The sequence below is a fragment of the Sphingomonas sp. SDUR79 genome (assembly GCF_056821745.1).
Genome location: NZ_JBPDIN010000001.1, coordinates 2,265,056 through 2,291,491, shown reverse-complemented (window position 1 = coordinate 2,291,491; position 26,436 = coordinate 2,265,056). Strand labels below are relative to the sequence as shown.

Genomic DNA, 26,436 nt, shown 5'->3' with positions numbered 1-26,436 from the left:
GGGAAGGCGCGCGGCGCGCCTTCCCGGTCCGGTCAGACGCGCATCGGCATCAGCACATAGAGCGCCGGCGACTTATCATTCTCACGGATCAGCGTCGGCGCGGCGGCGTCGGCGAGATGCACTTCGACCAGATCGCTTTCGATCTGGCCGAGGATGTCCATCAGATAGCGCGAGTTGAACCCGATCTCGAACGGCTGCGCGGCATAGTCGCCGGGAACTTCTTCGGCGGCCGTGCCATTGTCGGGGCTGGTGACCGACAGGGTGATCCGATCACGGTCGAGCGCCATCTTCACCGCGCGGGTCTTTTCGGTTGCGATGGTCGAGACGCGGTCGACGCCCTGCATGAAGCTGCGCGGGTCAATCTTCAGGATCTTGTCGTTCCCGGTCGGGATGACGCGCGAATAATCGGGGAAGGTGCCGTCGATCAGCTTCGAGGTCAGGATCGCGGCACCGAGGTCGAAGCGAATCTTCGATCCCGACAGCGACACGCCGACCGACCCGTCGACCTCGTCGAGCAGCTTGCGCAGCTCGGCCACGCACTTACGCGGGACGATCACGTCGGGCATCGCCTCGGCGCCTTCCGGACGCGGCACGGTGACGCGGGCGAGGCGGTGGCCGTCGGTCGCGGCGGCCTTCAGCATGTCGTCGGCGACGTGCAGGAAGATGCCGTTGAGATAATAGCGCGTCTCTTCGGTCGAGATCGCGAATCGGGTCTTGTCGATGATCTGCTTGAGCGTTTCAGCGGGCAGCTCGAACACGGTGGGCAGTTCGCCTTCCGCGATCACCGGGAAATCGTCGCGCGGCAGCGTTCCGAGCTCGAACTTGGCGCGGCCGGCATTGACCTTGATCTTGCCCTCTGCCGCGGTCAGCTCGACCTGCGAGCCTTCGGGCAGCTTGCGCGCGATGTCGAACAGGGTGTGCGCGGGCACGGTGATCGCCCCTGCCTGATCCACCGCCGCCGGGACGGTTTCGTCGATCTGCAGGTCGAGATCGGTCGCCATCAGGCGAAGCGATCCGTCCAGCGATGCCTCGATCAGCACGTTGGACAGGATGGGGATGGTATTGCGCCGCTCGACCACCGACTGGACGTGGCTGAGGCCCCGAAGGAGCGTGGCGCGTTCGATCGTCGCTTTCATGTGTATTCCAAACCCCCGGGCGGACGCCCATAATCAACTGACGGCGCCCGAATTGCCGTCGGAAGTTCGAGATATCCTTAACGTGAAAAAGGGCTGGAGCAAGCCGCTCCAGCCCTTCCCCTCATTCATTTGTGGACGGCAGTCCGCTCAGAAGCGGAAGCCGACGCCAACCGCGACCTGATGACGGTCGGTGTCGATGTCGAAATCCTCGGTGATCGCGCCGTTGCTGTACTCGAAATTCGCGTTCGAATAGTTCGAGTAGCGATACTCGAGCTTGGCATAAGTATTGGTGCCGATCGCCTTCTCGACACCTGCACCGATCCGCCAGCCGTCCAGCTCGAAGTTCTGACGCAGCTCGGTCGTGCCGTCGCTGGCGAGTACGTTCAGGCGGGCGTTGGTGTAGCCGCCCTTGGCGTAGACCAGCGTGGTCGGCGAAGCGAGGACACCGGCGCGCACGCCGACATAGATGTCGCGGCCGGCACCGACTTCACCAAAGCCGAAGAAGTTGGGATCGGTCGAACGCGACTCGACCTTTCCGGTCGAATCCGACAGCTCGGCCTCGACGCCGACCACCGCGCCACCGACGCCGATGTCATAGCCGAGTTCGACACCATAAAGGAAACCGTCGACATTCTGGTCGTCGCCATCGATGTCGCTGTCCTCGGTGCTGCCCGGACGCAGGATATCATAGCCGCCGACGACGCCGGCGCGGAAGCCGGTGAAGGTCGGATCGGTGTCCTGGGCAAAGGCCGGGGCGGCCATCATGGTCGACGCAGCCAAAGCGGCGGCAAGTGCGATACGCATACTGAAACTCCTTAACTCAACCCGTTCACGGGTCGGGGGCTCTAATGACGCTGCGCCGCACAAGTTGCATGAACGCCCGATAAACACGGAAAACCGTTGCTTTTCTGCCACAGGGCACCCATTCAGTTTGGCCATGCGGAAAGGACGCGACTTCATCGCCCGGCATGGCGAAACGGTGTTCAACGCCGCCCGGCGATTGCAGGGGGACCATCTGCATACGCCGCTGACCCGCGCCGGCTTTGCCCAGGCGGATGAGATGGGGCAGGCGCTTGCGGACCTGCTCGGCCCGACGCCGGCATTGACCTTATGGGCATCCGACACCGGCCGCGCGCTGCAGACGCTGGCGGTGATTACCGAGCATCTCGGCCTCGACTGGCACAGTGCACGCCATGATCCGCGCCTGACCGAAATCGGCATGGGCAGTTGGGGCGGGCGCTATTATGCGGAGCTGATGGCGGGCGATCTGCCGGTCATTGCCGCGACCGGCCTGCTGCACCCGGCACCCGATGGTGAAACCTATGCCGAGATTGCAGCGCGCGTGTCAGCGTGGCTGAAGGATACCGACGACGATCCCGGCGACCGGTTGATCATCATGCACGGCATCTCCAGTCGCGTGCTGCGGGGCGTGATGACCGGGTGTGACGTGCACCCGGACTTCGCGACCCCGGTTGCCGGGGGGCTGCCCCAGGGATCGGTCGTGATGGTGGAGCAGGGCCGCGAAACGGTCTTGCATCTGGGCAGCGGACGGGCACCGGCGTGACGGCGCTGCTGCTCGCAATGGCGCTCGCCGCGCAGGGGCAGGGGCGCGAATCGCTTGGCGTATTCGATGCCTGGGGCGCGTTTCGCGATGCCGCTCCCGCGCGCTGCTACGCGATCGGTCAGCCCGTACGGGGCCGCGCGGGTGCGTTTGCGAGCATCGCCAACTGGCCGCGATCGGGCGCGCGGGGTCAAATCCATATCCGGCTCAGCCGCGCACGCGATCCCCGTGCCAAGGTGACGCTTGCGATCGGCGAACGGCGGTTCGAGCTGATCGCCGGGGCGAGCGACGCCTGGGCTCCGGACGCACGCACCGATCGCGCGATCGTCGCCGCGATCCGCTCCAGCCGATCGATGAGCGTCGAGAGCGTGGCACGCAGCGGAGGCGCGTTCGCCGATGTCTATGCGCTCAAGGGTGCGGCGACCGCGATCGACGCAGCCGCAATGGGCTGCGCGCGTCGATAGCGCGCACAGCCCATGCACCGGATTATTGCTGGCCGGGTGCCGGGCTAGCCGACGGAGCGGGTGCCGGTGCCGCAGCCTCGGGACCGTCGCGCACCGCGATGATCGCCGCCTGAACCTTGTCGCGCACCGCCGCGTCGGTCTGGGCGAGTTGGGCGATTTCGTTGAAACGGGCCGTTTCGAGACCGGCAGCAGTCACGGCCTCGGTCATCTTGGCGGCCTTGTCTGCGGCCGGGATCGCCGGATCTTTCGACACCGCGTCAGAGGCGAGGGCAGCCTTGGCAAACATCGTCACCTCGGCGTCGGTGATCGGGGCGGGTGCGGCCGCTTCGGCCTGGGGCGCAGGCGCGGCGGTCTGGGCAAGGGCAGGTGCGGCGAACAGGAAACCAGCGGTCAGCGCCGCGCGGGTCAAATAGGTCAAAACAAAACTCCAGGATCGTTGAATATACAGGCGTCAGCGACGCGCACGCCAAAGGGTTCCCGACCGCGGCAGCCGATCGCAACCCTTCCTCGGCGGGCCGTGGCTCGGCCGGGACGGGCGGGGCATGGAAATGTGTCGGCACTTCCGCTATATGCGCGCAATGCAGTCAGTCTCGTCGCCCCTGATGCCCATTCCCGGGCACATCGATCCCGTGCCCGTTCCGCGCAGCCTGAAGCCGCGCGCCGATGGGCGGATCGACCTGCTCGGCCTGTCCAAGGCCGATCTGCGCATGGCGCTGGAAACCGCGCAGCTGGAGCCGAAACAGGCGAAATTGCGCGCCAAGCAGCTGTGGCACTGGATCTATAACCGCGGCGTCACCGATTTCAGCCTGATGACCGATATCTCAAAGGCGATGCAGCCCTGGCTGGCGCAACGCTTCGTGATCTCGCGCCCACAGGTGGTCGAGGCGCAGGTATCGACCGACGGCACGCGCAAATGGCTGCTGCGGTCCGACGACGGGCAGGATTACGAGATGGTGTTCATCCCCGACGCCGATCGGGGCACCTTGTGCGTCTCAAGTCAGGTCGGTTGCACGCTCAATTGCCGCTTCTGCCACACCGGCACGATGCGGCTGGTCCGCAACCTCGAGCCCGGCGAGATCGTCGGACAGGTGATGCTGGCGCGCGACGCGCTGGGCGAATGGCCGAGCACGCCGGAGGGGCGGATGCTGACCAACATCGTGATGATGGGGATGGGCGAGCCGCTCTATAATTTCGACAATGTCCGCGATTCGCTGAAGATCGTCATGGACGGCGACGGGCTGGCGCTGAGCAAGCGGCGCATCACGTTGTCCACCAGCGGTGTCGTGCCGATGATGGCGCGCGCGGGCGAGGAGATTGGCGTCAACCTTGCCGTTTCGCTTCATGCCGTGACCAAGGAAGTGCGCGACGAGATCGTGCCGCTCAACCGCAAATTCGGGATCGAGGAGCTGCTGCAGGCGTGCGCCGACTATCCCGGCGCGAACAACGCCCGCCGCATCACGTTCGAATATGTGATGCTGAAGGACAAGAACGACAGCGATGACGACGCGCGCGAGCTGGTGCGGCTGATCAAGCAGTATAAGCTGCCCGCCAAGGTCAATCTGATCCCGTTCAATCCCTGGCCCGGCGCGCCGTACGAATGCTCGACGCCCGAGCGGATCCGGGCGTTTCAGGAGATCGTGTTTGGCGCGGGCATCTCTGCCCCGGCACGCACGCCGCGCGGCCGCGACATCGATGCCGCATGCGGTCAGCTCAAGACGGCAAGCGAGAAAAAGAGCCGCGCGGAGCTCGACCGGCTGGCGGAAGAGAAGCAGGCGGCACTGGGCTAAAATTCGCGAGTGTGACCGAAATATCACGGTATTTCTACAATGTTGCAAAATTGAACCGTGTTACTCTTGTAATGCACGAGAGCCGGTCCTAATTCTGGGTCCGCAACGAAATGTTGCGTAAACCAAAACAACATCCAGCTTGGGGAATCTGTTATGCGTAAGATCGCTATTCTTGCGGCGCTTGCTGCCGCCACCGTCGCTTCGCCTGCGTTCGCTCAGGACGCCGCATCGGGTGAAGGCCGCGTCGAAGTGCGCGGCGGTATCGCATGGGCCGGGGGCGCTGAAGAAGCGTTCGCTGGCGTTGCAGTTGGCTATGACTTCGATCTGGGCGACACCGCGTTCATCGGCGTCGAAGGTGGGGCCGACAAGGTCCTGACCGAAGGTGCCGACGTGTTCTGGACCATCGGTGGTCGCGTTGGCGCCAAGGTCGGCGATGCCGGCCGCGCCTATGTGCTCGGCGGCTACGGCTTCGCCGACGGCGACGACGGCGCGTTCGCTGGTGCCGGCTACCAGCACAACCTGGGCGAGAAGGTCTTCGCCAAGGTCGAGTATCGCCGCACCCTCGTCGAAGGTCCGGACGTGAACTTCGCCGGCCTCGGCGTCGGCTTCCGCTTCTGATCTTTCGATCGAAGTGACTAATGAAAAGGGCGGCCCTTACGGGTCGCCCTTTTTGATTCAGGCGAGTTCCGCGCCGCGTGCAACGGTTGCTGTGCGTCCGCCGATCCAGACATGGCCGTCGGCGTCGATCCGCGCCTCTACCCGACCGTCACAGCCGGTCATGCGACCCTGTGCCGCGGTGTAGCTGTCCGTCGCCAGCCCCGTGCCGAACAGATATTGGGCGGTGGCAGCATTGAGGCTGCCGGTCACCGGGTCCTCGACCAGCCGGCCATTGCCGTCGGTGAAAAAGGCGCGGACTTCGAACGCGATTGCGCTGCCTTCGGGGTGTGGGCCGACCAGCCCGATATCGGTGCCGAGCGGTGCGCGCGCGGGCGGGTCGACCGCGAGCACGTCGGCGGCCGAGCGCAACCGCAGCAGCTGCCAGCCGGGGCCGTTATTGGCGTGAACCGCATCGACGATCGCCTCCGCCGGGACATTGGCGAGCCGCGCTGCCTCGGCGCGTTCGGTGTCGCTGAGCGCGCCGGAGCGGACCAGCGGCGGCGCGCGGAACGACAAGAGATCGCCTTTGTGCGCGATCGGGACCAGCCCGACGCCGCATTGCTGGACGATGCGGTTGGGATCGCGCGGCACGCCGCCCGCCTCCAGCCAGGCGTGGCAGGTGCCGAGCGTCGGGTGGCCGGCAAAGGGCAGCTCGCCCGCCGGGTAGAAGATGCGCACCTGATAGTCCGCCGCCGGATCGGTCGCGGGGATCAGGAAGGTGGTTTCCGAAAAGCCGAGCCAACGGGTGAGCGCGAGCATCGCGTCGGCGTCCATTGCCTGCGCGTCATGCACTACGGCCAGCGGATTGCCGGTGTTTCCGTCCGCCCCGAACACATCGACCAGATCGAGCTTCATCTGCGTATCTCCCATTTGTGCTGGGGCTTGTGACATCGCCTGGCGTGACGCAAGGGGGTGGGGATGGACATCGCCGCACTTCTGCTCGCCGCCGGGGCTGGAATCGTCGGCGGCGTGATGAACGGGCTGGCGGGGGGCGGCACCTTCGCAACCTTGCCCGCGCTGATCGCGCTCGGTCTCCCCGCCAATATCGCCAATGCGACGTCGAATGTTGCGTTGTTGCCGGGGGCGGCGGCGAGCGCATGGGGGTTTCGCGACGAGCTGGGGCCGGTGGCGGGACTGTCGGTGCTGCTGCTCGCGACGATCACCTTTGTCGCGGGGCTGGGCGGCAGCCTGTTGCTGGTGCTGACCCCGACCGATACGTTCGATGTCATCATCCCGTGGCTGTTGCTGTTCGCCTTTGTCGTGATGGCGTTCGGGCGGAGCGCAGCCGACTGGCTGCACGCGCGGGTGACGATCGGCCGGCGCACGCTGATCGGGGCGCAGGGGTTGCTGGGTATTTATGGCGGCTATTTCGGCGGCGGCGTGGGGCTGATGACCACCGCCACCTACGGTCTGCTCGCCAATATCGAGCCGCGTGCGTTGTTCGCGATCCGCACGCTGATGCTGGCGGTCGCCAACCTAGCCGCGGCGTTCGTGTTCATCGGCTTTGCCATGGTGGAGTGGCGCGCGTGCCTGCCAATGCTGGCGGGGGCGATCATCGGCGGTTTTGGCGGCGCGGCGATCGGCAAGCGCCTGTCGGCACGGGTCGTGCGGATTTGGACCTTGCTTGTCACGGCGGGAACGACGATCCTGTTCTTCGCCCGGCTGTAACCTTTTCGATGCTTCCAGCGAAGTGGTGGATATGAGCGAACCGGAAGTTCCCAATGTCATCCGCCGGCACACGCTGGCAACGCGACTGTGGCATTGGACGACCGCCGTCAGCGTGATCATCCTGCTCGGCAGCGGGCTGATGATCCTTAATGCCCACGGACAGCTCTATTGGGGCGAATATGGCGCCAATTTCGACCAGCCCTGGTTCAAGCTGATCTGGTTCTTCGACACTGCGCGCGTGCCGGGATGGCTGACCATTCCGTCGAGCTACAATCTCGCCCTGGCGCGGCGCTGGCACCTGTTTTTCGCGCTGGTGCTGGGGTTCGCGTTGCTGGCGTACATGATCGTCAGCCTGATCAACCGGCATTTCCAGAATGACCTGCGCATCCGGAGGAGCGAGCTGTCGCGGGGGCATTTGATCGCGGATTTCAAGTCGCATTTGGCACTAGAGTTCCACGATCCGGAAAATCCGCGCGCATACAATATCTTCCAGAAGATCAGCTATGCCGGCGTCATCTTCGTCCTGCTGCCGCTGGTGATCTTTACCGGCCTCGCGATGTCGCCGGGAATGAACGCGGCTTGGCCGTGGCTGCTCGACATTTTTGGCGGGCGGCAGAGCGCGCGATCGGTCCATTTCATCGTCGCGATGCTGCTGGCGGGGTTCATCATCGTCCACCTGGCGCTGGTCATCCTTTCCGGGCCGCTGAACGAGGTACGGTCGATGCTGACCGGAAAATGGCGCGTGCCGCCGGAGGAGGGGGCATGACGCTGATCACCCGCCGCAACCTGATCGTCGCGGGAGCGGGCGGGTTGCTCGCCGGATGCGACCGCGTCGCCAGCAGCGAGACCGGTCGCGATATCCTGTTCAAGGCCGAGGCGGTGCATCGCAGCCTGCAGCGCGTCATTACCAACCGCAATGCGCTGGCGCGTGAATTCTCGCCCGAGGACATGTCGCCGCGCTTCCGGTCGAACGGAACACGCAACCCCGGCACGCCCGCCTATATGGCGTTGGCGGCGAACCGCTTTGCCGACTGGCGGCTGCGCGTCGACGGGCTGGTTGCGCGACCGCTGAGCCTGTCGCTCGCCGACCTTCGCGCCATGCCGCAGCGCGCGCAGATCACCCGGCATGACTGTGTCGAAGGGTGGAGCGCGATCGGCAAATGGCAGGGGCCGAAGCTGTCGGGGATTTTGGACGCGGCGGGGCTGCGTGACAGTGCGCGCTATCTGGTGTTCCATTGCGCCGACAGTCTGCGTGGCGGGGCCTATTATGAGTCGGTCGACCTGATCGATGCCTTCCACCCGCAAACGATCCTCGCATGGGCGATGAATGACCGCATCCTGCCAGTGGCGCACGGCGCGCCGGTGCGGCTGCGGGTCGAGCGGCAGCTTGGCTACAAGCACGCCAAATATGTCATGCGGGTCGAGGCGGTGGCATCGCTCGACGGCATCGGGCGCGGCAAGGGCGGCTATTGGGAGGATGTCGCGGATTACGAATGGTATGCCGGGATTTAAAGCCGTTTTTAGTTAAGCGGTACCAGCCCGCTCCCCCACCCGGCCAACCAACGACAGTGTATTCTATGGGTGGCCGGGAGGGGGAGCGGGCCGGTACTGATTCAGCTTTGCTGAATACGGCTTTAGAACGCATTCCTGCGACCTTCGCACTTGCGAAATGAACCTCAATCGCTAGCCTTACCCCATGGCGCTGATCGATCATTTCTTCACCCGCGCGGTGAAGCGCGGCGAGCTCACCGTCATCCATGCGGATGGCAGTGCGCGCAGTTTCGGGTCGCCCGACGCGGCGCTGACGCCGGTCACGATCCGCTTCACCGATCCGTCGGTCGCCCGGCGCATCCTGACCGATCCGGCGCTGGGTGCGGCCGAAAGCTTCATGGACGGGCGGCTGGTGATCGAGCGGGGCGACATCCTCGCGCTGCTGCGCCTGGTCACCGCGAACAACAAATGGGAGGATGCGACCGGCAACCTGACGCCGGGTGCATTCAAGCGCGCTTTCGACAGCGTCCGCTTCCGGCTCGACCGCATCAACATGGCGCGGCGGTCGAAGCGCAATGTCGCGCATCACTACGACCTGTCGGCGCGTCTCTACGACCTGTTCCTCGACGCCGACCGGCAATATTCGATGGCGTATTTCGCCGACCCGGCGAACAGCCTGGAACAGGCTCAGCTGGACAAGAAGGCGCACATCGCCGCCAAGCTGGCGCTGAAGCCGGGCATGACGGTGCTGGACATCGGCTGCGGCTGGGGCGGAATGGCGCTGTATCTGCACGAAAAGACCGGCGCCGATGTGCTGGGCGTGACGCTGAGCGAGGAACAGCTGAAGGTCGCACGCGAGCGGGCGGAGGCGGCCGGAGTTGCGGGCAAGGTGCGGTTCGAGCTGATCGATTATCGCCATGTCACGGGACAATTCGACCGGATCGTGTCGGTCGGGATGTTCGAACATGTCGGTCCGGCGCACTACCGCACCTTCTTTGCCAAATGTCGCGAGCTGCTGACGCCGGACGGTGTGATGCTGCTCCACACCATCGGTCGCGCGGGCGGGCCGGGGGTGACCGACGCGTTTACTGCCAAGTACATCTTCCCCGGCGGCTATATCCCGGCGCTGTCCGAAATCCTGCGCGGGCATGAAGGGCTGCGCTTCTTCCTCACCGATGTCGAGGTGCTGCGCCTGCATTATGGCCATACGCTGCAGCATTGGTACGATCGCGCCATGGCCGCGCGCGACCAGATCGTCGCCCTGTACGACCAGCGCTTCTTCAACATGTGGACCTATTATCTTGCGGGGTCGCTGGTCAGCTTCGAAAATGGCGGGCTGGTCAACTACCAGCTGCAGTACAGCCGCTCGCGCACCGCGCTCCCGATCACACGGGATTATATGGCCGAAGAAGAAGCGCGGCTGCGTCAGCCCTGAACCCCGTTTGCGCTGAGCTTGTCGAAGCGCGGCGGACCACAGGCGTTTCGCTTCGGCCCTTCGACAGGCTCAGGGCAAACGGAGGCGGGTTATTGGACGCCGAGCTGCTCGACATCCGCGCCCAGATGCGCGTCCAGCTCGGCGCGCGTCACCTTGCCATCGCTGTCCTTGTCAGCCGCTGCGAACCACGCATCTGCCCTGGCCCAGTCGGTGCGTGGGGAGCTGACCAACGGGCGCGGTGCGCTCGCCTTTTTCGACTGGCGCGCGGCGGCGTAGGTCGCCTCGGCACTGGCCTCGAAATCGAACCGGGCACGCACCTCGTCGCGTTCGATCACGCCATCCTCGTTGAGATCGAGATCGGCGAAGCGTTCGGCCACGCGACGCTCGGCTTCGGCTTTGGGCAACGGTCCCGGGGCCACGTGGAGCGGCTGGGCCTGAAGGGCGATGAGCGAAAGTGCAATCAGCATGGCGTCGCTATGAGTATCGCAGCATGAGCCAGGTGTGAACCGTGCTTACGGCCGACGTTCCAGCGCTGCGAGCCGCCGTCCGGTCGCGATCGTCTGTCCCAGGAACAACAGGATCAGGATCGCGCCGATGCCCCCGACGAACAGGTCGAAGCCCGAGATGACGCCGAACAGCCCGCGATCCGGCCCCAGCACCATCATCATCACGGTCATGCCGATCAGCATCAGCCGCAATTCGGTAGGGCCTGCGGCAAGGTAGGACAGGCGCAATTCGCCGACGACCCGCGCCGACAGGAATGCGTGGATCGACATCAGCAGGTAGCCTGCCAGCGCGATCATCGCGACGTCCATCGTCACGAACGGGCTGAGCCCGATGCCCGCGACGATCAGCAGATTGGCGAGCCCGTCGCAGCTATGGTCGATGAAATAGCCATAGGATGGGCGCTCGATCCGCCGCCAGCGCGCGAGGCTGCCGTCGAGCGAGTCGCCGAACCATTGCACTGCATAGCCGACGAGCGAAACGGTGAGCCAGGCCACGCCCCAATTGCTGGCGACATAACCGACGAACACCATCACCGCGCCGATCATCCCGGTCGCGGTCAGGATATCGGGCGTGATCGCACGGGGCATATGGGCGCACAGCCAGTTGAGAATGCGGCGTTCGCCTGCGGCCAGCCAATTTTGCTGAATCCGATCGAGTGCAGGGGGTGCCTGTCGCAGATCTGTCATAATTCCCTATCGCCCATGCGTGGGCGCGGGGCAATGGCGTGAATCGACGGAGTGCGTCCCGATTCAGCCGGTCCGAGCGATACGGCGCTCAGTTCTGCGGATATTTGCGGTTCATATGGGATAGCGTGTCGCGCGCGATGTCCTCCAGCACCGTCATGTCCACTTCTGCCAGCTTCTTGATGTAGAGGCATGACTGTCCGGTCCTGTGCTTGCCCAGACGCGCGAGCTTTTCCGCTTCATCGGGTTCGCCGGTCAGAATGTAGAGAACCAGCTCAGCCTTGCGCGGCGAAAAGCCGAGGCGGCACATATCGCCTTCGCGACCGCTGTCATATTTATAATGGTAGCTGCCAAAGCCGACGATCGACGGCCCCCACATCTTGGGCGGTTCGCCGGTAATCCGCTCCAGCATCGCGCAGACCGCCTTAGCATCGTCGCGGCGAACCGGGTTTTCGACCGCGTCGATAAATGCGGCGACACTGACCGGGGTGGGCTTGGTCTTGATCTCTGCCATGGCACGACCTCGCTGGATTTTCCGCAAGTCTAGCCGCACAGGGCGGCGATGCAATTGGCCCCGCTCACCCGTCATTCGATCCTGGCGCAAGCCTGGCCGATCATGCTGGGGCAGACGACGGTGCCGTTGGTCGGGCTGGTCGACACCGCAGTGATCGGCTGGACCGGCGATGCCGCCGCGCTGGCCGGGGTGGCGCTGGGGACGGCGATCATCAGTTTCATCTTCTGGGCGTTCGGCTTTCTGCGCATGGGCATGACCGGGCTGACCGCGCAGGCGCATGGCCGGGGCGCGCGCGAAGAGGTCGACGGGCTGCTGCTGCGCGGAGTGGCGGCGGGGCTGGGGATCGGTGCGGTGCTGGTGGCGCTGCAGATCATGATCGTCCCGCTCGCCTTCGCGTTGCTCGCAGGAGGCGGTGCGCTCGATGCGGCGGCGCGGGAGTTCGTCACGGCGCGGTTCCTCGGCGCCCCAGCCGCGCTCGGCTTTTATGCGATCAATGGCTGGCTGTTCGGTCTGGGTCGGACGCGCGAAACGCTGGCACTGCAAATCCTTGTGAACCTGGTCAATGCTGGTTTGGACATGCTGTTCGTATGGCAGTTCGGCATGGGTGCGCGCGGCATTGGGTTGGGCACCGCGATTGCCGAATGGGTCGGGCTGGTCGCGGGACTGGTGTTGGTGGTCCGCATCGCGGGGCCGCGCGCGTTGCTGGGGCAGCGCGCCGGGTTCTTTGAGCGCGCGGCGTGGCGGCGACTGTTCGCGGTCAATGCCGACATCATGGTGCGCACCATTGCGTTGCTGGCGCTGTTCCTGTGGCTGGCCAATGCCGGGGCGCGGCTGGGCACCGTCCAACTCGCTGCCAACCATGTGCTGATGCAGCTGGTCAGCATCTTTGCCTTTGTCCTCGATGGCTTCGCCTTCACCGCCGAGTCGCGCGTGGGGCAGGCGGTAGGGAAGGGCTCGCGGGGCGAATTGAGGCGCGCGATCCGGCTGACGGGGGAGTTCTCCATCGGCTTCGGATTGCTCGCCACACTGGCGGCGTTGGTCCTTGGCGGGGCGCTGATCGATCTGCTCACGACCAACGCAGCGGTGCGGGAGGCGGCACGCGCGGTGCTGCCGCTCGCCGCGCTGGCCGCGATTGTTGGCGTTCCGGCCTGGCTGCTCGACGGGGTGTTCATCGGCGCGACACAAGGGCGGGCGCTGCGCAATGCCGCGATATTGGCGACGGCGCTGTACATCGCGACCGACCTGCTGCTCCGCCCGTTCGGTGCCACGGGACTCTGGCTGGCGCTGCTGGCGAGCTATGGGTTTCGCGCGGGGTTGCTCGCCATCCATTTGCCCCGGCTGTTCGCCGGTGTTGCGGAACCGTCCCCCCGGACGTAGAGCGCCCGCAAATTGCGTTCAGGAGCTGAAGACATGGCCGACAAGATCAATCGCGTGGTGCTTGCCTATTCGGGCGGTCTCGACACCAGCGTGATCCTGAAATGGCTGCAGCAGGAATATCAGTGCGAGGTGGTGACCTTCACCGCCGATCTGGGGCAGGGCGAGGAGCTGGAGCCTGCGCGGCAAAAGGCGCTGAACGCCGGGGTGAAGCCCGAGCACATCTATATCGACGACCTGCGTGAGGAGTTCGTCCGCGATTTCGTGTTCCCGATGATGCGCGCCAATGCGCTGTATGAGGGGCTGTACCTGCTCGGCACGTCGATCGCGCGGCCGCTGATCTCCAAGCGGCTGATCGAGATCGCCAAGGAAGTGAATGCCGATGCGGTCAGCCATGGCGCGACCGGCAAGGGCAATGACCAGGTCCGTTTCGAACTGTCGGCCTATGCGCTGAACCCGGACATCAAGGTGATCGCGCCGTGGCGCGAATGGGATTTGACCAGCCGCACCAAGCTGATCGAATTTGCCGAACAGCACCAGATCCAGGTGAGCAAGGACAAGCGCGGCGAAGCGCCGTTCTCGACCGACGCGAACCTGTTGCACACCTCGTCGGAGGGCAAGGTGCTCGAGGATCCGTGGGACGAGACGCCCGACTATGTCTATTCGCGCACGGTCAACCCGGAGGATGCGCCGGACACGCCCGAATATATCACGATCGATTTCGAGAAGGGCGATGGCATCGCGCTGAACGGCGTGGCGATGTCGCCCGCGACGCTGCTGGCGGCGCTCAACGATCTTGGCCGCAAGCATGGTATCGGCCGGCTCGATCTGGTCGAGAACCGCTTTGTCGGCATGAAGTCGCGTGGCATGTACGAGACGCCGGGCGGCACGATCTATCACCTCGCGCATCGCGGGATCGAGAGCATCACGCTCGACCGCGGCGCCGCGCACCTGAAGGACGAATGGGCGCCGCGCTATGCCGAGATGATCTATAACGGCTTCTGGTTCGCGCCCGAGCGCGAGATGATGCAGGCGGCGATCGACTATTCGCAAGCGAAGGTCGCCGGGACCGTGCGGCTGAAACTGTACAAGGGCGGGGTGTATGTGGTCGGCCGTAAGTCGCCCTATTCGCTGTACAGCGAAAAGGTCGTGACGTTCGAAGACGACCAGGGCGCGTACGACCAGCGCGACGCAGCGGGGTTCATCAAGCTCAACGCGCTGCGGCTGCGGTTGCTGGGGCGGCGCGGGGCTTAAGCTCCAGGAGCCACAGGTCGGGCGGGGCGCCAATACGGACCGGCAGCACGCTGGTGCCCAGCCCCGCGCTGACCACGATGGTGCGGTCGCCTTCGCGGATCAGGCCGCAGGCGAACCGGTCGCCATAGCGCGACATGCTGGCGGGCCGCCCGATCAGCGGCAGCGCGATCTGGCCACAATGCGTGTGCCCGGCGAGCACCAGCCCGAAGCGCTGGGGTAGTTCCGGCACGATATCGGGCGAATGGCTGAGCGTCACCACCGGCCCCTTGAGCGGAGCTACTGCGCGGATCAGCGCCGCCGGATCGGCGCGGCCGGTAAAGTCGTCATCCGCCCCGGCAAGGATTACCCCGGCGCGCGCGATGACGCTGTTGCGCAACACGATGACCCGGTTCGCTTCCAGCGCGCGAAGCATCCCGGCGGTGTTGCGCCAATGATCGTGATTGCCGAGCACCGCGACGACGCCCTGCGGCGCACGCAGTGCGCCGAGCGGGGCGACGGCCTCATCTTCGCTGTAACGGTGCGTCGACACCCGCTTGTCGCTGACCAGATCTCCCGCGATCAGCACCAGATCGGGCTTGAGCGCGTTCACCTGTGTCACGATCCGCGCCAGTCGTTCGGGTGGCATGTCGGGACCGGCGACATGCAAGTCGCTGAGAAGTGCGACACGCAGTGGTGCCTGCCCTTCCCGCCAATCCGTCATTTCGATCGTTGCCGTTCGCACGGTCGGGTCGCGCAGGGCACCCCAATAGCCATAGCCGGTCAGCGCAAGGCCGAGGAACAGGCAGATCAGGATGATGCGCTTCATTCGCCAAGCCTAACCGCACGGGCGGGGTTCGCAATGGCGCTCGACGAACGTTAACCGGAATGGGATAGCGAGTGCCCATGGGGGCGGGGCGATCCACAGTCTGGCGCGATAATGCAGTTGCGGCGGCGCTGGCGCTGCTGCTTGCTGCCGCCTGGGCGTGGCGGGACTGGGCGGCGCTGTCGGCGCTGCGGCTGCCCGATACCGATGATGTGATGCGGTTACAGCAGATCCGCGACTGGCTGGGTGGCCAGGGGTTTGGCGATCTGGCGCAGCATCGGCTGGGCGCGGCGGGGCTGGAGATGCATTGGTCGCGGCTGCCCGATCTGGTGCCCGGGGCGGTCATTGCGCTGCTGACCCCGATGACCGGCGCACATGTAGCGGAGCTGGTCGCGGTGATCCTGTGGCCGTTGTTGTTGTTCGCCGCCGCATTGATGCTCGTCGCGGCAATTGCGCGGAAGCTCATGGTTTCGGCATCGGTGGCGGTGATTGTCGCCGCGCTGGCCTATCCGGCGAGTGCGCTGTTCCTGCCCGGGCGGATCGATCATCATGGGTTGCAGCTGGTGTTGCTGCTGATCCTCGTCCGCGCCGTGATCGGCCCCGGCGGGTGGCGTACCGGCGTTGCGGCGGGCGCGGCGAGCGTCGCATCGCTGGTGGTGGGGATGGAGACTGCGCCGTTCCTGGCGCTGGGCGGCGGGGTGCTGGTTTTGCGCTGGGCCTTCGAGGGCGAAGGTGAGCGGCCCCGGATGCTGGGCTACGGCGTTGCGCTGGCTCTTGGCCTCGCGCTGGCCGCGTTGTTGTTCCGCACGAGCGGCTGGGATGTGGCCAGCTGCGACGCCTTTGCCGCGCTGTTGTGGCGGGCGGCGCAGGTCGCCGCGCTGGTTCCGGTCGGACTTGCGCTTGCGGGGCGCTGGCTTGACGCGCCCCGGTTAAGGCTGGGCGCCGCTGTCATACTGGGCGGCGTGATGCTCGCTGTTGCGCTCACCCTCTCGCCCGCGTGCCTATCGCCCTATGGCGCGGTCGATCCATTGCTCGAGCGGCTGTGGCTGGCGCGGGTGGCGGAGGCGCAGCCGCTGTTCGCCGCGCCGCTGGATCATGCGATCGGCTATGTCGGACTGGCGCTGGCCGGGCTGGCCGCGACAGCGTGGCAGTGGCGGCGGACGCGCGACACGGGCTGGGCGGTGCTGGCGGGGTTCCAGCTGGCGGCGCTTGCGCTCGCGCTGGTGCAGTTACGTGGCATCTATGCCGGGACGCTGCTCGCCGCTCCGGGATTGGCGGCGCTGATCGCCCATGCACGCGAGCGCGGGCCGCTGGCGCTGGCGGCGACGTGGATCGCGTCGGCGGGGTTCCTCTACCCGGCGCTGGGCAGTCTTGTCGCGCCGCCCGCACCCGCCGCCACCTGCGATGGCGCAGGGGTGCTGGCGCAGCTTCGCGCGCAACCCGCCGGGACGGTTGCCGCGCCGATCGATCTGGGCGCCTATGCACTGGTCGAGACGCGGCACAACATCCTCGCCGCGCCCTATCATCGGAATGCGCAGGGCAATCTCGCGGTCTATCGGCTGGTGGACCTGCCGGTTGGCGCGGCGCGGGTCGCGGCAGGAGAGTCGCGGGTCGACCTGATCGCCGATTGCGGCGGGGCGTGGGATGAGCTGGGTGCCCCGCCCGCTGGATCGCTGCGCGCCGCATTGCGTGCGGGGACGCCGCCGGAGTGGCTGTCCCCGGTTGCGCCGGGCGCGACCGTCTATCGGGCGGAGCCATGAGCGGACGTTGGTGGGAAAGCCGCTGGTTCATGGCCGCCGCGATGTTGCTCGCGGCGCTGCCATTGCTGTGGCCCGCCGTGCCGCCGCTGACCGACCTGCCCGGGCATATCGGGCGGTATCGCGTGATGCTGGGGGACGAGGCGGCCCTTCTCGATCGTTATTACAGCTTCGAATGGCGGCTGGTTGGCAATCTGGGTATCGACCTGCTGGTCGCCGCGCTCGGCCCTGTCCTGGGCCTCGAACCCGCAGTGAAGCTGGTGGTGATCGCGATACCGGCGCTGACCACCGGCGCGCTCCTCTGGCTCAGCCGCGAGCTGACTGGGCGGGTGAGTCCGTGGGCCCCGTTCGCGCTACCGCTGGCATATAGCTATCCGTTCCAGTTCGGGTTCGTGAACTATTGCCTCGCCATGGCGCTCGCGCTCGGCGGCTGGGCGCTCTGGCTCAGGCTGGGCAGGCTGAACCGGATCGGACTGCGCGCCGCGATCTTCGTGCCGTTCGGGCTGATGGTGTGGACGTGCCATGCGATGGGTTGGGCGATGCTGGGCCTGTTCGTCTTTGCGGGCGAATGGGCCGCGCGGGCCAAGGACCGGACGATCCTGCGCGCTGCATTCGACGCCGCCATCGCATCGCTTCCGCTTGCACCGCCAGTTCTCGCGATGCTCGTCTGGCGGGGCGGGGGAGCGCCAGCCGACACTGGGCGCTTCTTTGACCTGATCGCCAAGCTCAAGGGGCTGGGCAGCGTGTTGCGCGATCGGTGGATGTGGCTAGACCTGCCCGCGTTGCTGGTGATCGTGATGGCGGTCTATGCTGGGATCCGGGGACAGGCGGGGCGGTTCACGTCGCAGGCTGCGACCGCCGCTGGATTGACCCTGCTCGCCTTTCTGCTGCTGCCGTTCACGCTGCTCGGGTCGGCCTATGCCGATCTGCGGTTGCTGCCCTTTGCCTTTGCCGTTGCGCTTGCCGGGCTGGTGCCGCGGGACGGCGCGCCGATCCGGATGATCGCGCTGGTCGGCCTCGCCTTTTTCCTGATCCGGACGATTGCCACCACCGCCAGCTTCGCGCTCTACGATGCCGATTGGCGGCGCGAGCTGATTGCGCTCGATGCCTTGCCGCGCGGCGCGCGCGTGTTCGCGCTGGTCGGCGATGGCTGCGATCAGCCCTGGGCGCATAGCCGCCGCACGCACCTTCCCGCCTTTGCCACCGCACGCCGCGCCGCCTTTGCCAATGATCAGTGGCGGATGGAGGGCGCACCGCTGCTGCGCGTGACGCTTCCGCTCGGCTATTTCGCGCATGATCCCTCGCAGATTTCGGTCGAGACCGCCTGTCCGCACGATCCCAACCTCCTCCCTCGCGACCGCGCGCTGGCGGCATTCCCGCGTGACGCGTTCACCCATGTCTGGCTGATCGACGCGCCGACGGCTCCGCAATCGCTGCGCGGCCTGAACCTTGTCTGGAAACAGGATGGTTCGGCGCTCTATGCGATCGATCGTTCGGCAAGCCGCTTGCCCGCAGCCGCTGCGCCGCAGTAAAGGCAGTTGGATGCAAGGGGGATTTCAGACCGAAACGCTGCACTGGTGGCAGACGCGCTGGTTCGTGCTGTTCGCGGCGCTGGCGGCGGCGATCCCGTTGCTGTGGCCGGACATTCCGCCACAGGTCGACCTGCCCGGCCATATGGCGCGGTATCGCGTCCAGCTGAGCCATGAGGCGGTGCCGTGGCTGAAGGACTGGTACAATTTCGAATGGAGTCTGATCGGCAATCTCGGGCTCGACCTGCTGATCATTCCGCTGGAACCGATTTTCGGGCTGGAACTGGCGGTCAAGCTGATCGTGATCACCATTCCGGTGCTGACCGTCACCGGCTTGCTGTGGATCGCGCGCGAGGTGCATGGGCGCATCCCCGCGACCGCATTGTTCGCGCTGCCGCTCGCCTATAATTACGCGTTCCATTTCGGTTTTGCCAATTTCGCGCTGTCGATGGCGCTGGCGCTCAACGCCTTTGCGCTGTGGCTGCGGCTGGCACGTCTGGGCAAGGTGCGGCTGCGCGCGGTGCTCTTCGTGCCGATCGGCATGCTGATCTGGGTCACGCATACCTTTGGCTGGGGCACGCTGGGCGTGATGTGCTTCGCCGCCGAGCTGATCCGCCAACATGACTTGCGTCGGCCGTCCTCCGGAAACTGGCGCGAGAATTTCGTACAGAGCTGGGTCGTGCCGTGGTTCATGGCGGGCATCCACTGCCTGTCGCTGGTACCCGCCGCCGTGCTGATGCTGATGTGGCGCAGCGCGGGCGATGTCAGTGGCCAGACTGGCGACTGGTTCAACTGGCGCGCCAAGATCTGGTGGGTGATGATGGTGCTGCGCGACCGGTGGCAGCTGTTCGACATTGCCTGTGTCGGCGTGCTGTTCCTGGTGCTGCTCAAGGGGCTGCGCGACCCCAATATCGAATATTCGCGGCACCTGGGCATTTCGGCGCTGTTTCTGATCGTGGTGTTCATCCTGTTGCCGCGCGTCGTGTTCGGATCGGCCTATGCCGATATGCGGCTCGCGCCCTACATGATCGCGATTGCGGTGATCGCGCTGCGGCCCAGGCCCGGCATGACGATCCGGGGCGCGAGCGTGCTGGCGATGGCGGGGCTCGCCTTCTTCCTCGTCCGCATGGGGACGACGACGTACAGCAACTATCTCTACGACAAATCCTATGACCGCGAACTTGCGGCGCTGGAGCATGTGCCGGAGGGGGCGCGGCTGCTGAGCTTTGTCGGGGAGACCTGCTACAACGAATGGACGATGACCCGGCTGCAACATCTGCCCGGCATGGCGATGGTGCGGAAGCTGGCCTATACCAACGACCAATGGTCGATGGCCGGGGGGCAGCTGCTAACCGTCCGCTACAAACAGGCGCGTGGGTTCAGCCATGATCCGTCACAGATCGTCACCGACACCAAATGCCCGCGCGAATGGTGGCGGCCGGTGGCGGTCAGCCTCGCGCGTTTCCCGCGCCATGCCTATGACTATCTGTGGGTGATCAGCCCGCCGCCGTACGACAAGCGGCTTGAGGCGGGGCTGATCCCGGTGTGGCGCGACGGCAACAGCGCGCTGTTCAAGATCGACCATGGCCAGCCGGCGGCAGAGCTGAACGCCGAGGATCTTGGCCCCTATCGCAAGCAGATCCAGAACATTCGCGAGTTTCTGGAGCGCGACAAGAAGAAGCAGATGGAAGCCTGGAAGGCGGCGCAGAAAAAGGCTTAGGCGCCGCGTCGGAACGGGGCGAGTTCGCCCAGATAGTCCTGTTCCTGCGCCACGGCTTCGCGCTCATGCGCCAGATAATCGGCGATGGCGCGGCGAAAGCCCGGATCAGGGATGTAATGCGCCGACCAGGTGGTGACGGGCGCATAGCCGCGCGCCAGCTTGTGCTCCCCCTGCGCGCCCGCCTCGACCCGCGCCAGGCCGCGCGCGATCGCCGCGTCGATCGCCTGATAATAGCACAGCTCGAAATGCAGATAGGGCACGTCCTCGACGCAGCCCCAATAGCGACCATAGAGCGTATCCGCGCCGATCAGGTTGAGCGCGCCCGCGATCGGACGACCGTCACGCTCGGCCAGCATCAGCAGCACGCGATCGCCCATCGTTTCGCCGAGCAGCGAGAAGAAGCTGCGCGTGAGATAGGGCCGCCCCCATTTGCGGCTGCCGGTGTCCTGATAGAAGACCCAGAAGGCGTCCCAATGCGCCTCGGTAATCTCCGCGCCAGTGAGGTGCCGGATCGTCAACCCCTCGACCGCGCGCGCGCGCTCCTTGCGGATCGCCTTGCGCTTGCGGGAGGACAGGTCGGACAGGAAGGCGTCGAAATCGGCATAATCGCGATTGTGCCAGTGGAATTGCGTTCCCGCGCGCACCAGCCAGCCGGCCTGCTCGAACAACGGCAGCTGGTCTTCGTCGACAAAGGTCGCATGCGCCGATGACAGGCGGTTGGTGTCGGTCAGCGCCTCGATCCCCGCGATCAGCGCCGGAGCCAGCGCCGGATCGCGCAGCAGCAGGCGCGGGCCGGGGACGGGGGTGAAGGGGGCTGCCAGCTGAATCTTGGGGTAATAGCGGCCGCCCGCACGCTCATAGGCGTCGGCCCAGGCGTGATCGAACACATATTCGCCTTGGCTGTGGCTCTTGGCATAGGCCGGGGCGATCGCGGCGGGGACGCCGTCTGCATCCTCGATCACGACGGGCAGCGATTGCCACCCGGTTGCCGGTCCGACCGATCCCGATGCTTCCAGCGCGGAGAGAAATGCGTGGCTGAGGAACGGATTACCGTCGCCCGCGCACGCATCCCACTGCGCCGCCGGGATCGACGCGACTCCTTCGGCGATGCGGGCTGAAATGGGTTCCGGCACGCGCTGTATCTAGGGAGCATCCTCTAGTCCGCCAACCGGCGTTTCGCTGCGCACGCCGGCGACGCTGCCGATGCGGTCGCCCTTGCTGCTGCGGAAGTGGAGCACCTGTTGCGGGAAGGGGATTTCGATGCCGTGTTCCTGAAACTTGACCCACAGGCGGTTGAGCACGTCGCTCTTTACATTGCCGACGCCGCCTTCGGGATCGCTGATCCAGGCGAGGATCTCGTGCTCCAGCGCATAGTCGCCGAACGAGGTGAGCCAGACATTGGGCCGCGGCGAATCGAGCACGCGCGGGCTTTCCATCGCGGCGTCCAGCATCAGCTGCTGCGCCAGCTTGACGTCTGACTCATAGGCGATGCCGACCGGGATGCGGACGCGGACATTGCGGTCGGAAAAGGACCAGTTCTCCACCTCCTGCGTCATCAGATTCTCGTTCGGAATCAGATGTTCCTTGCCGTCGCGCGTGATCACGCTGACCGCGCGCACGCCGATCTTGTTGACCCAGCCAAAGCTGTCGCCGACCACGATCACGTCGCCCGGCTTGATCGAGCGGTCCATCAACAGGATGATCCCGGCGATCAGATTGCCGACGGTCTTCTGCAGGCCAAAGCCGACCGCGAGGCCCATCGCGCCCGAGAAGACGGCAAGGCTGGTCAGGTCGATGCCGAGCAGGTCCATTCCGAACAGGAAGACGACGATGATCACCGCGATGCTGGCGAGCTTCTGGATCAGCAGCTTTTGCGTCGCGTCGAACCCGCGTGCCTCGCGGATCGAATGGGCGATCACCCGGTTGACCAGCCGCGCCCCGGCATAGAGCGCAACGGCGGTGACCAGCACCGTGACAGCGGCCAACAGCGACAGGCGGCGCGAGCCGACATCGACGCCGATCCGGTCGAGCGTGTCGGTGATGACGTTGAACCCGCCGAGCGCATGGCTCAGGATCGCGACGAAGACGATCGCTGAGACCGCCCAGGCGCTCCAGCGCGGCATGTGCAGTCCGCGCATCACCGTCATCACCGTCATCGCGGTCGCCGCGCCGAGCGCGATGCCCAGCAGCATCGCCGCCAGCGTCGTCCACGGCCAGGCATTGGCGATGATCGCCAGCAACAGCGCCGCGCTGCCGTGTCGCACGACATTGTGCATGCGCGGCGCCAGCCCCTCGACATGATTGCCGACGCGCCGCTCCCAGAATGCAGTCAAGAGCGGCCCCAGCTTGCGCCCGGCGAGCCAGCCAATCGCCAGCGCGGCGATTGCGAGGCTGCCCGCAATCGCGCCCTCGACCAGCTGTGGCGGGGTGGGAGCGTGGATGCCGTTGGCGGTCAGCCACTGCGCCAGTGCGGGCGGGATGAGGTTGGGCAGGGTCACGACGCGGCCCGGAAGCGGTCGAGCCCGGCGGCGAGATCGGCGATCAGGTCGGCGGGATCCTCCAGCCCGATCTGCAGCCGTACCGCCAGCCCTTCAGCCTCCCATTGGGTGACGCTGCGATGCCGCTGCGGGTCGATCGGGATCGCCAGGCTCTCGAACCCGCCCCAGCTATAGCCGATGCCGAACAGCTCCAGCCCGTCGATCAAGGCGGCGCGCGCGGCTTCGGTCCCGCCGTGCAGGACAAAGCTGAACAGTCCCGATGCGCCCTTGAAGTCGCGCACGAACAGGTCATGGCCGGGGCAGGAGGGCAAGGCGGGGTGGAGGACGCGGGCAACCTCGGGCCGGGTTTCCAGCCAGCGCGCGATCTCCAGCGCCGCCGCACCGTGATGCTTGAGCCGCACCGCCATGGTGCGCAGGCCCCGCGCGCCGAGCCAGGCATCGTCGGGGCTGGCGGTCTGGCCGAGCGCAAAGCTGGTGTCGCGGAGCTGGGTCCAGTGCGATGGCGCGGCGGTGACGCTGCCGAGCATCACGTCGCTATGGCCGACGATATATTTGGTGCAGGCCAGGATCGACAGGTCGACACCCAGCGCGATCACCGGGAACAGCAACGGCGTTGCCCAGGTATTGTCGATGAGGGTGGTCACCCCGCGCGCTTTGGCGGCGGCAACGATCGCGGGGACGTCCTGCACCTCGAAGGTCAGGCTGCCGGGGCTTTCCATCAGGATCGCGCGCGTCTTGTCGCCGATCAGCTCCGCAATGCCGCCGCCGATCATCGGATCGTAAAAGCGCGTCGTCACCCCAAAGCGCGCGAGAAAGCCAGTCGCGAAGCTGCGCGTCGGATCATAGGCGCTGTCGGGGAGCAACAGCTCGTCGCCGGGTGACAGCGCGCTCAGCAGCGCGGCGGAGACTGCGGCGACGCCCGAGGGATAGAGGAAGGTAGCCTCTGCGCCGGGCTCAAGGTTGGTGAGCGCGTCGGCGAGGCTCCACTGGGTCGGTGTGCCGCGACGGCCATAGAAGAGCCGGTGGTGGGTATCGCGCCCGCCCGCCGCACGCATCTGCGCGACGCTGTCATATAGAATGGTCGAGGCGCGCCACACCGGCGGGCTGACGATTCCCTGCGTCCACTCAGGCCGGCGTCCCGCCCCGACAACCTTCGTCCCATTACCCTTACTGTCGTCCGTGCCGCTCATGCAGCTCCCTTTGCCTTGGGTGTAGCGGGGTCTGCGCCCCATTCGCTCCAGCTTCCGTCATACAGCGCGGCGCGATGTCCGAGCAGATGCAGCGCGAACGCCGGTACCGCCGCCGTGATCCCCGATCCGCAGGTGGTGATTACCGGGCGTTCGACCTCAATCCCTTCCGCCTCGAACAGGGCGCGCAGCGTGGCGACATGCTTCCACGTGCCGTCGGCGTTGAAGAACTCGGAATAGGGCAGGTTGGCGCTGCCGGGGATATGGCCGGGCTCGACGCCCGGGCGCGGTTCGGGCTCGCTGCCGGCAAAGCGCGTCGCCGAACGCGCGTCGACCAGCTGCTCGGCGTGGCTATCGAGGTTGGCGCGGACCTGATCGATGCTGCGGGCCCCGGCGGGGTCGAGGCGAGCGGTCAGGGTGCGTGGCGCGGGAGCTACGGAGCCGGTTTCGATGGCATGCCCCTCGGCCCGCCATTTGGCGAACCCGCCGTCGAGCAGCGCGACGGAGATGCCGAAGCTGCGGAACATCCACCATGCGCGCGCCGCCGTGTGGTGCGGTGCATTGTCGTAGAGGACGATCCGGTTGCCATCGCCCACACCCAGTGCGCCGACCTGCGCCGCGAATTGCTCGGCTGATGGCAGCATCGTCGGCAGCGGGCTGGCGCGGTCGGCGATGGCGTTGATGTCGAAGAACGCTGCGCCAGGGATATGAGCCGCCGCAAACTCCGTCACCGCGTCGCGTGGCTCGCCCGGCAGGAACCAGGTGGCGTCGAGGATGCGAAGATCCGCGTCGCCGAGATGATCGGCAAGCCATTGCGTCGAAACGAGTGAGTCCATCGCGCGACCCTAGCCCTCATCCAGCCCGGCGAGAAACGCTTTCGCCTGTGCGCGCAGCGCGCGTTGCGTGTCCGCGTCCATCCGGTCCCAGTTGCGGTACGGCATGGCGAGCCGCTGGTTGCTGCCCAGCTTCTCACGATTGCGCACGAGGAAGTCCCAATAGAGCGCGTTGAACGGGCATGCCTTGGGGCCGGTGTGCGCCTTCACGTCATAGCGGCAATGCCCGCAATAATCGGACATGCGGTCGATATAGGCGCCCGACGACGCATAGGGTTTTGACCCCAGCAATCCGCCATCGCCAAACTGGCTCATCCCCAGCGTGTTCGGTGCCTCGACCCATTCATAGGCATCGGCATAGACTTCGAGATACCAGCGTTGGACGTCCGCCGGATCGGCGCCGATCAGCAGCGCGAAATTGCCGGTTACCATCAGCCGCTGGATATGGTGGGCATAGGCGTTCTGCAGCGTCTGCCCGATCGCCTGCGCCATACAGTGCATGTCGGTCTGGCCGGTCCAGTAGAAGCCGGGGAGGGGCCGCCGCGCATCGAGGAAGTTGCGCGCGGTGTATTCCGGTCCCTCGCGCCAATAGATGCCGCGCACATATTCGCGCCAGCCGATGATCTGGCGGATAAAGCCCTCGGCGGCGTTGAGCGGGGTGTGGCCGGCGCGGTACGACGCCTCGACCCGACGGCACAGGTCGAGCGGATCGAGCAGCCCGCAATTGATGTAGGGCGACAGGATCGAGTGCCACAGGAACGGCACATCGGTCAGCATCGCGTCCTGATAATCGCCGAATTGCGGCAGGGCATAGCGCAGGAAATGCGCGCGCTGCCGCTCGGCATCCTGCATGGTGACTGCGAAGTCGAATCCGTCGAGCGTCCCGGGATGATCGGCGAAGCGATCGGCGACCAGCGCGATCATCTCCTGCGTCAGATCGTCGGGCGTGAACGACAGCGGTTGCGGCATGGTCAGGTCACGCGCAGCCGGCTTGCGGTTTTCCTTGTCGAAATTCCACTGGCCGCCCTCCGGCTCGCCGCGTTCGGTGAGCAACAGGCCGGTCTTGCGCCGCATCTCGCGGTAGAAAAACTCCATGCGTAGCTGCTTGCGACCCTCGGCCCAGGCGTCGAACTCGGCATGACTGGCGATGAAGCGGTCGTCTTCGCGGATTTCCACGGGTACGTCGAACTTGTCTGCCCAATGCTCCATCGCATGGCGGACGCGCCACTCGCCGGCCTCGGTCGCGACGATGCGCGCGGGGCGGTGGCGTTCGATGGCGCGGGCGACTTCGCCGGTCAGGCTGCCGCTGTTGTCAGGGTCATCCAGGCGGACATAATCGACCCGCCATCCGGCCTCGCGCAACGCCTGAGCATGGTGGCGCATCGCGGCGAACAGGAAGGCGATCTTCTTCTTGTGATGGCGGACATAGGTCGCTTCCTCCGCGACCTCCATCATCAGGATCACGCTGGTATCCGGGTCGGCATCGCGCAGTGCGGACAGGCCGGACGAGAGCTGGTCGCCCAAGACCGGTATCAGCGTGTCGATCCCCCGTTTCATTTCCGCAACGCCTTTCCTACAT

Annotated in this window: 26 protein-coding genes; 13 read left to right on the top strand and 13 right to left on the bottom strand. The window is 66.0% G+C overall.

Going from position 1 to position 26,436, the window contains the following annotated elements:
* Positions 1-32: 32 nt before the first annotated feature.
* Together dnaN and ACRYLO_RS11415 are read right to left on the bottom strand one after the other, a co-directional pair.
* Positions 33-1,136: a DNA polymerase III subunit beta gene (gene dnaN, locus ACRYLO_RS11420; RefSeq protein ID WP_482660268.1), complete on the bottom strand. Its 1,104-nt coding sequence runs from the start codon at positions 1,134-1,136 to the stop codon at positions 33-35.
* 147 nt (positions 1,137-1,283) lie between these two features.
* Positions 1,284-1,940 (bottom strand): outer membrane protein, encoded by a 657-nt coding sequence (locus tag ACRYLO_RS11415; protein ID WP_482660267.1) that lies wholly within the window; start codon positions 1,938-1,940, stop codon positions 1,284-1,286.
* A gap of 133 nt (positions 1,941-2,073) precedes the next feature.
* Here ACRYLO_RS11415 and ACRYLO_RS11410 point away from each other — a divergent pair, with 133 nt between their 5' ends.
* Positions 2,074-2,700, top strand: a complete 627-nt coding sequence (locus tag ACRYLO_RS11410) for a histidine phosphatase family protein (protein WP_482660266.1) — start codon at positions 2,074-2,076, stop codon at positions 2,698-2,700.
* Between the two features lie 17 nt (positions 2,701-2,717).
* Positions 2,718-3,161, top strand: a complete 444-nt coding sequence (locus ACRYLO_RS11405; RefSeq protein ID WP_482661731.1) for a hypothetical protein — start codon at positions 2,718-2,720, stop codon at positions 3,159-3,161.
* 22 nt (positions 3,162-3,183) lie between these two features.
* On the opposite strand, the gene ACRYLO_RS11400 is transcribed toward ACRYLO_RS11405, so the two are convergent.
* On the bottom strand, positions 3,184-3,579 hold the full coding sequence (locus ACRYLO_RS11400) for a DUF4168 domain-containing protein (protein ID WP_482660265.1): 396 nt from the start codon (positions 3,577-3,579) through the stop codon (positions 3,184-3,186).
* Positions 3,580-3,739: 160 nt separating this feature from the next.
* On the opposite strand from ACRYLO_RS11400, the gene rlmN reads away from it, so the two are divergent.
* Together rlmN and ACRYLO_RS11390 are read left to right on the top strand one after the other, a co-directional pair.
* The gene (rlmN, locus tag ACRYLO_RS11395; RefSeq protein WP_482660264.1) at positions 3,740-4,948 is read left to right on the top strand and encodes a dual-specificity RNA methyltransferase RlmN; all 1,209 of its coding nucleotides are present in this window, start codon (positions 3,740-3,742) and stop codon (positions 4,946-4,948) included.
* 153 nt (positions 4,949-5,101) lie between these two features.
* The gene (locus ACRYLO_RS11390) at positions 5,102-5,566 is read left to right on the top strand and encodes an outer membrane protein (protein WP_482660263.1); all 465 of its coding nucleotides are present in this window, start codon (positions 5,102-5,104) and stop codon (positions 5,564-5,566) included.
* Between the two features lie 57 nt (positions 5,567-5,623).
* On the opposite strand, the gene ACRYLO_RS11385 is transcribed toward ACRYLO_RS11390, so the two are convergent.
* On the bottom strand, positions 5,624-6,475 hold the full coding sequence (locus tag ACRYLO_RS11385) for a PhzF family phenazine biosynthesis protein (protein WP_482660262.1): 852 nt from the start codon (positions 6,473-6,475) through the stop codon (positions 5,624-5,626).
* A 48-nt stretch (positions 6,476-6,523) separates the two neighbouring features.
* On the opposite strand from ACRYLO_RS11385, the gene ACRYLO_RS11380 reads away from it, so the two are divergent.
* The 4 genes from ACRYLO_RS11380 to ACRYLO_RS11365 all read left to right on the top strand — a co-directional run bounded on the left by ACRYLO_RS11380 (position 6,524) and on the right by ACRYLO_RS11365 (position 10,199).
* Complete coding sequence (locus tag ACRYLO_RS11380) at positions 6,524-7,273, top strand: sulfite exporter TauE/SafE family protein (RefSeq protein WP_482660261.1); 750 nt, start codon at positions 6,524-6,526, stop codon at positions 7,271-7,273.
* A 31-nt stretch (positions 7,274-7,304) separates the two neighbouring features.
* The gene (locus ACRYLO_RS11375) at positions 7,305-8,039 is read left to right on the top strand and encodes a cytochrome b/b6 domain-containing protein (protein WP_482660260.1); all 735 of its coding nucleotides are present in this window, start codon (positions 7,305-7,307) and stop codon (positions 8,037-8,039) included.
* Complete coding sequence (locus tag ACRYLO_RS11370; RefSeq protein ID WP_482660259.1) at positions 8,036-8,785, top strand: molybdopterin-binding protein; 750 nt, start codon at positions 8,036-8,038, stop codon at positions 8,783-8,785. The genes ACRYLO_RS11375 and ACRYLO_RS11370 overlap by 4 nt, the downstream gene beginning before the upstream one ends.
* Before the next feature lie 184 nt (positions 8,786-8,969).
* The gene (locus ACRYLO_RS11365) at positions 8,970-10,199 is read left to right on the top strand and encodes a class I SAM-dependent methyltransferase (RefSeq protein WP_482660258.1); all 1,230 of its coding nucleotides are present in this window, start codon (positions 8,970-8,972) and stop codon (positions 10,197-10,199) included.
* A gap of 89 nt (positions 10,200-10,288) precedes the next feature.
* Here ACRYLO_RS11365 and ACRYLO_RS11360 read toward each other — a convergent pair whose 3' ends face one another.
* The 3 genes from ACRYLO_RS11360 to ACRYLO_RS11350 form a co-directional block, all read right to left on the bottom strand.
* Positions 10,289-10,666: an EF-hand domain-containing protein gene (locus tag ACRYLO_RS11360; protein ID WP_482660257.1), complete on the bottom strand. Its 378-nt coding sequence runs from the start codon at positions 10,664-10,666 to the stop codon at positions 10,289-10,291.
* 45 nt (positions 10,667-10,711) lie between these two features.
* The gene (locus ACRYLO_RS11355; RefSeq protein WP_482660256.1) at positions 10,712-11,392 is read right to left on the bottom strand and encodes a CDP-alcohol phosphatidyltransferase family protein; all 681 of its coding nucleotides are present in this window, start codon (positions 11,390-11,392) and stop codon (positions 10,712-10,714) included.
* A gap of 88 nt (positions 11,393-11,480) precedes the next feature.
* Positions 11,481-11,903, bottom strand: coding sequence for a DUF1801 domain-containing protein (locus ACRYLO_RS11350; protein ID WP_482660255.1), 423 nt, complete (start codon positions 11,901-11,903; stop codon positions 11,481-11,483).
* Positions 11,904-11,951: 48 nt separating this feature from the next.
* On the opposite strand from ACRYLO_RS11350, the gene ACRYLO_RS11345 reads away from it, so the two are divergent.
* Both ACRYLO_RS11345 and ACRYLO_RS11340 read left to right on the top strand, forming a co-directional pair.
* Positions 11,952-13,280, top strand: a complete 1,329-nt coding sequence (locus ACRYLO_RS11345) for an MATE family efflux transporter (protein WP_482660254.1) — start codon at positions 11,952-11,954, stop codon at positions 13,278-13,280.
* A gap of 33 nt (positions 13,281-13,313) precedes the next feature.
* Positions 13,314-14,531 (top strand): argininosuccinate synthase, encoded by a 1,218-nt coding sequence (locus ACRYLO_RS11340; protein WP_482660253.1) that lies wholly within the window; start codon positions 13,314-13,316, stop codon positions 14,529-14,531.
* Here the strand turns inward: ACRYLO_RS11340 and ACRYLO_RS11335 are convergent.
* Positions 14,488-15,336: a metallophosphoesterase gene (locus ACRYLO_RS11335; protein ID WP_482660252.1), complete on the bottom strand. Its 849-nt coding sequence runs from the start codon at positions 15,334-15,336 to the stop codon at positions 14,488-14,490. The two genes, ACRYLO_RS11340 and ACRYLO_RS11335, sit on opposite strands and share 44 nt — an antisense overlap.
* A 77-nt stretch (positions 15,337-15,413) precedes the next feature.
* Between ACRYLO_RS11335 and ACRYLO_RS11330 the strand changes: the two genes are divergently transcribed.
* Genes ACRYLO_RS11330 through ACRYLO_RS11320 form a run of 3 tightly spaced genes read left to right on the top strand, consistent with a single transcriptional unit; the run spans position 15,414 to position 20,339 of the window.
* Positions 15,414-17,093, top strand: a complete 1,680-nt coding sequence (locus ACRYLO_RS11330) for a hypothetical protein (protein ID WP_482660251.1) — start codon at positions 15,414-15,416, stop codon at positions 17,091-17,093.
* On the top strand, positions 17,090-18,622 hold the full coding sequence (locus ACRYLO_RS11325; protein ID WP_482660250.1) for a hypothetical protein: 1,533 nt from the start codon (positions 17,090-17,092) through the stop codon (positions 18,620-18,622). The genes ACRYLO_RS11330 and ACRYLO_RS11325 overlap by 4 nt, the downstream gene beginning before the upstream one ends.
* Before the next feature lie 10 nt (positions 18,623-18,632).
* Positions 18,633-20,339, top strand: coding sequence for a hypothetical protein (locus ACRYLO_RS11320; protein WP_482660249.1), 1,707 nt, complete (start codon positions 18,633-18,635; stop codon positions 20,337-20,339).
* Here the strand turns inward: ACRYLO_RS11320 and ACRYLO_RS11315 are convergent.
* From ACRYLO_RS11315 to ACRYLO_RS11295, 5 genes are read right to left on the bottom strand one after another with little or no spacing between them, the layout of a single operon-like run.
* The gene (locus ACRYLO_RS11315; RefSeq protein ID WP_482660248.1) at positions 20,336-21,472 is read right to left on the bottom strand and encodes a GNAT family N-acetyltransferase; all 1,137 of its coding nucleotides are present in this window, start codon (positions 21,470-21,472) and stop codon (positions 20,336-20,338) included. The two genes, ACRYLO_RS11320 and ACRYLO_RS11315, sit on opposite strands and share 4 nt — an antisense overlap.
* Positions 21,473-21,481: 9 nt before the next feature.
* Entirely contained in the window at positions 21,482-22,837 is a 1,356-nt protein-coding gene (locus tag ACRYLO_RS11310) for a mechanosensitive ion channel family protein (protein ID WP_482660247.1), read from the bottom strand.
* The gene (gene metC / locus ACRYLO_RS11305) at positions 22,834-24,027 is read right to left on the bottom strand and encodes a cystathionine beta-lyase (RefSeq protein WP_482660246.1); all 1,194 of its coding nucleotides are present in this window, start codon (positions 24,025-24,027) and stop codon (positions 22,834-22,836) included. The genes ACRYLO_RS11310 and metC overlap by 4 nt, the downstream gene beginning before the upstream one ends.
* On the bottom strand, positions 24,024-24,860 hold the full coding sequence (gene sseA / locus ACRYLO_RS11300; RefSeq protein ID WP_482660245.1) for a 3-mercaptopyruvate sulfurtransferase: 837 nt from the start codon (positions 24,858-24,860) through the stop codon (positions 24,024-24,026). The genes metC and sseA overlap by 4 nt, the downstream gene beginning before the upstream one ends.
* 9 nt (positions 24,861-24,869) lie before the next feature.
* Entirely contained in the window at positions 24,870-26,414 is a 1,545-nt protein-coding gene (locus ACRYLO_RS11295) for a cryptochrome/photolyase family protein (RefSeq protein WP_482660244.1), read from the bottom strand.
* Positions 26,415-26,436 lie beyond the last annotated feature (22 nt).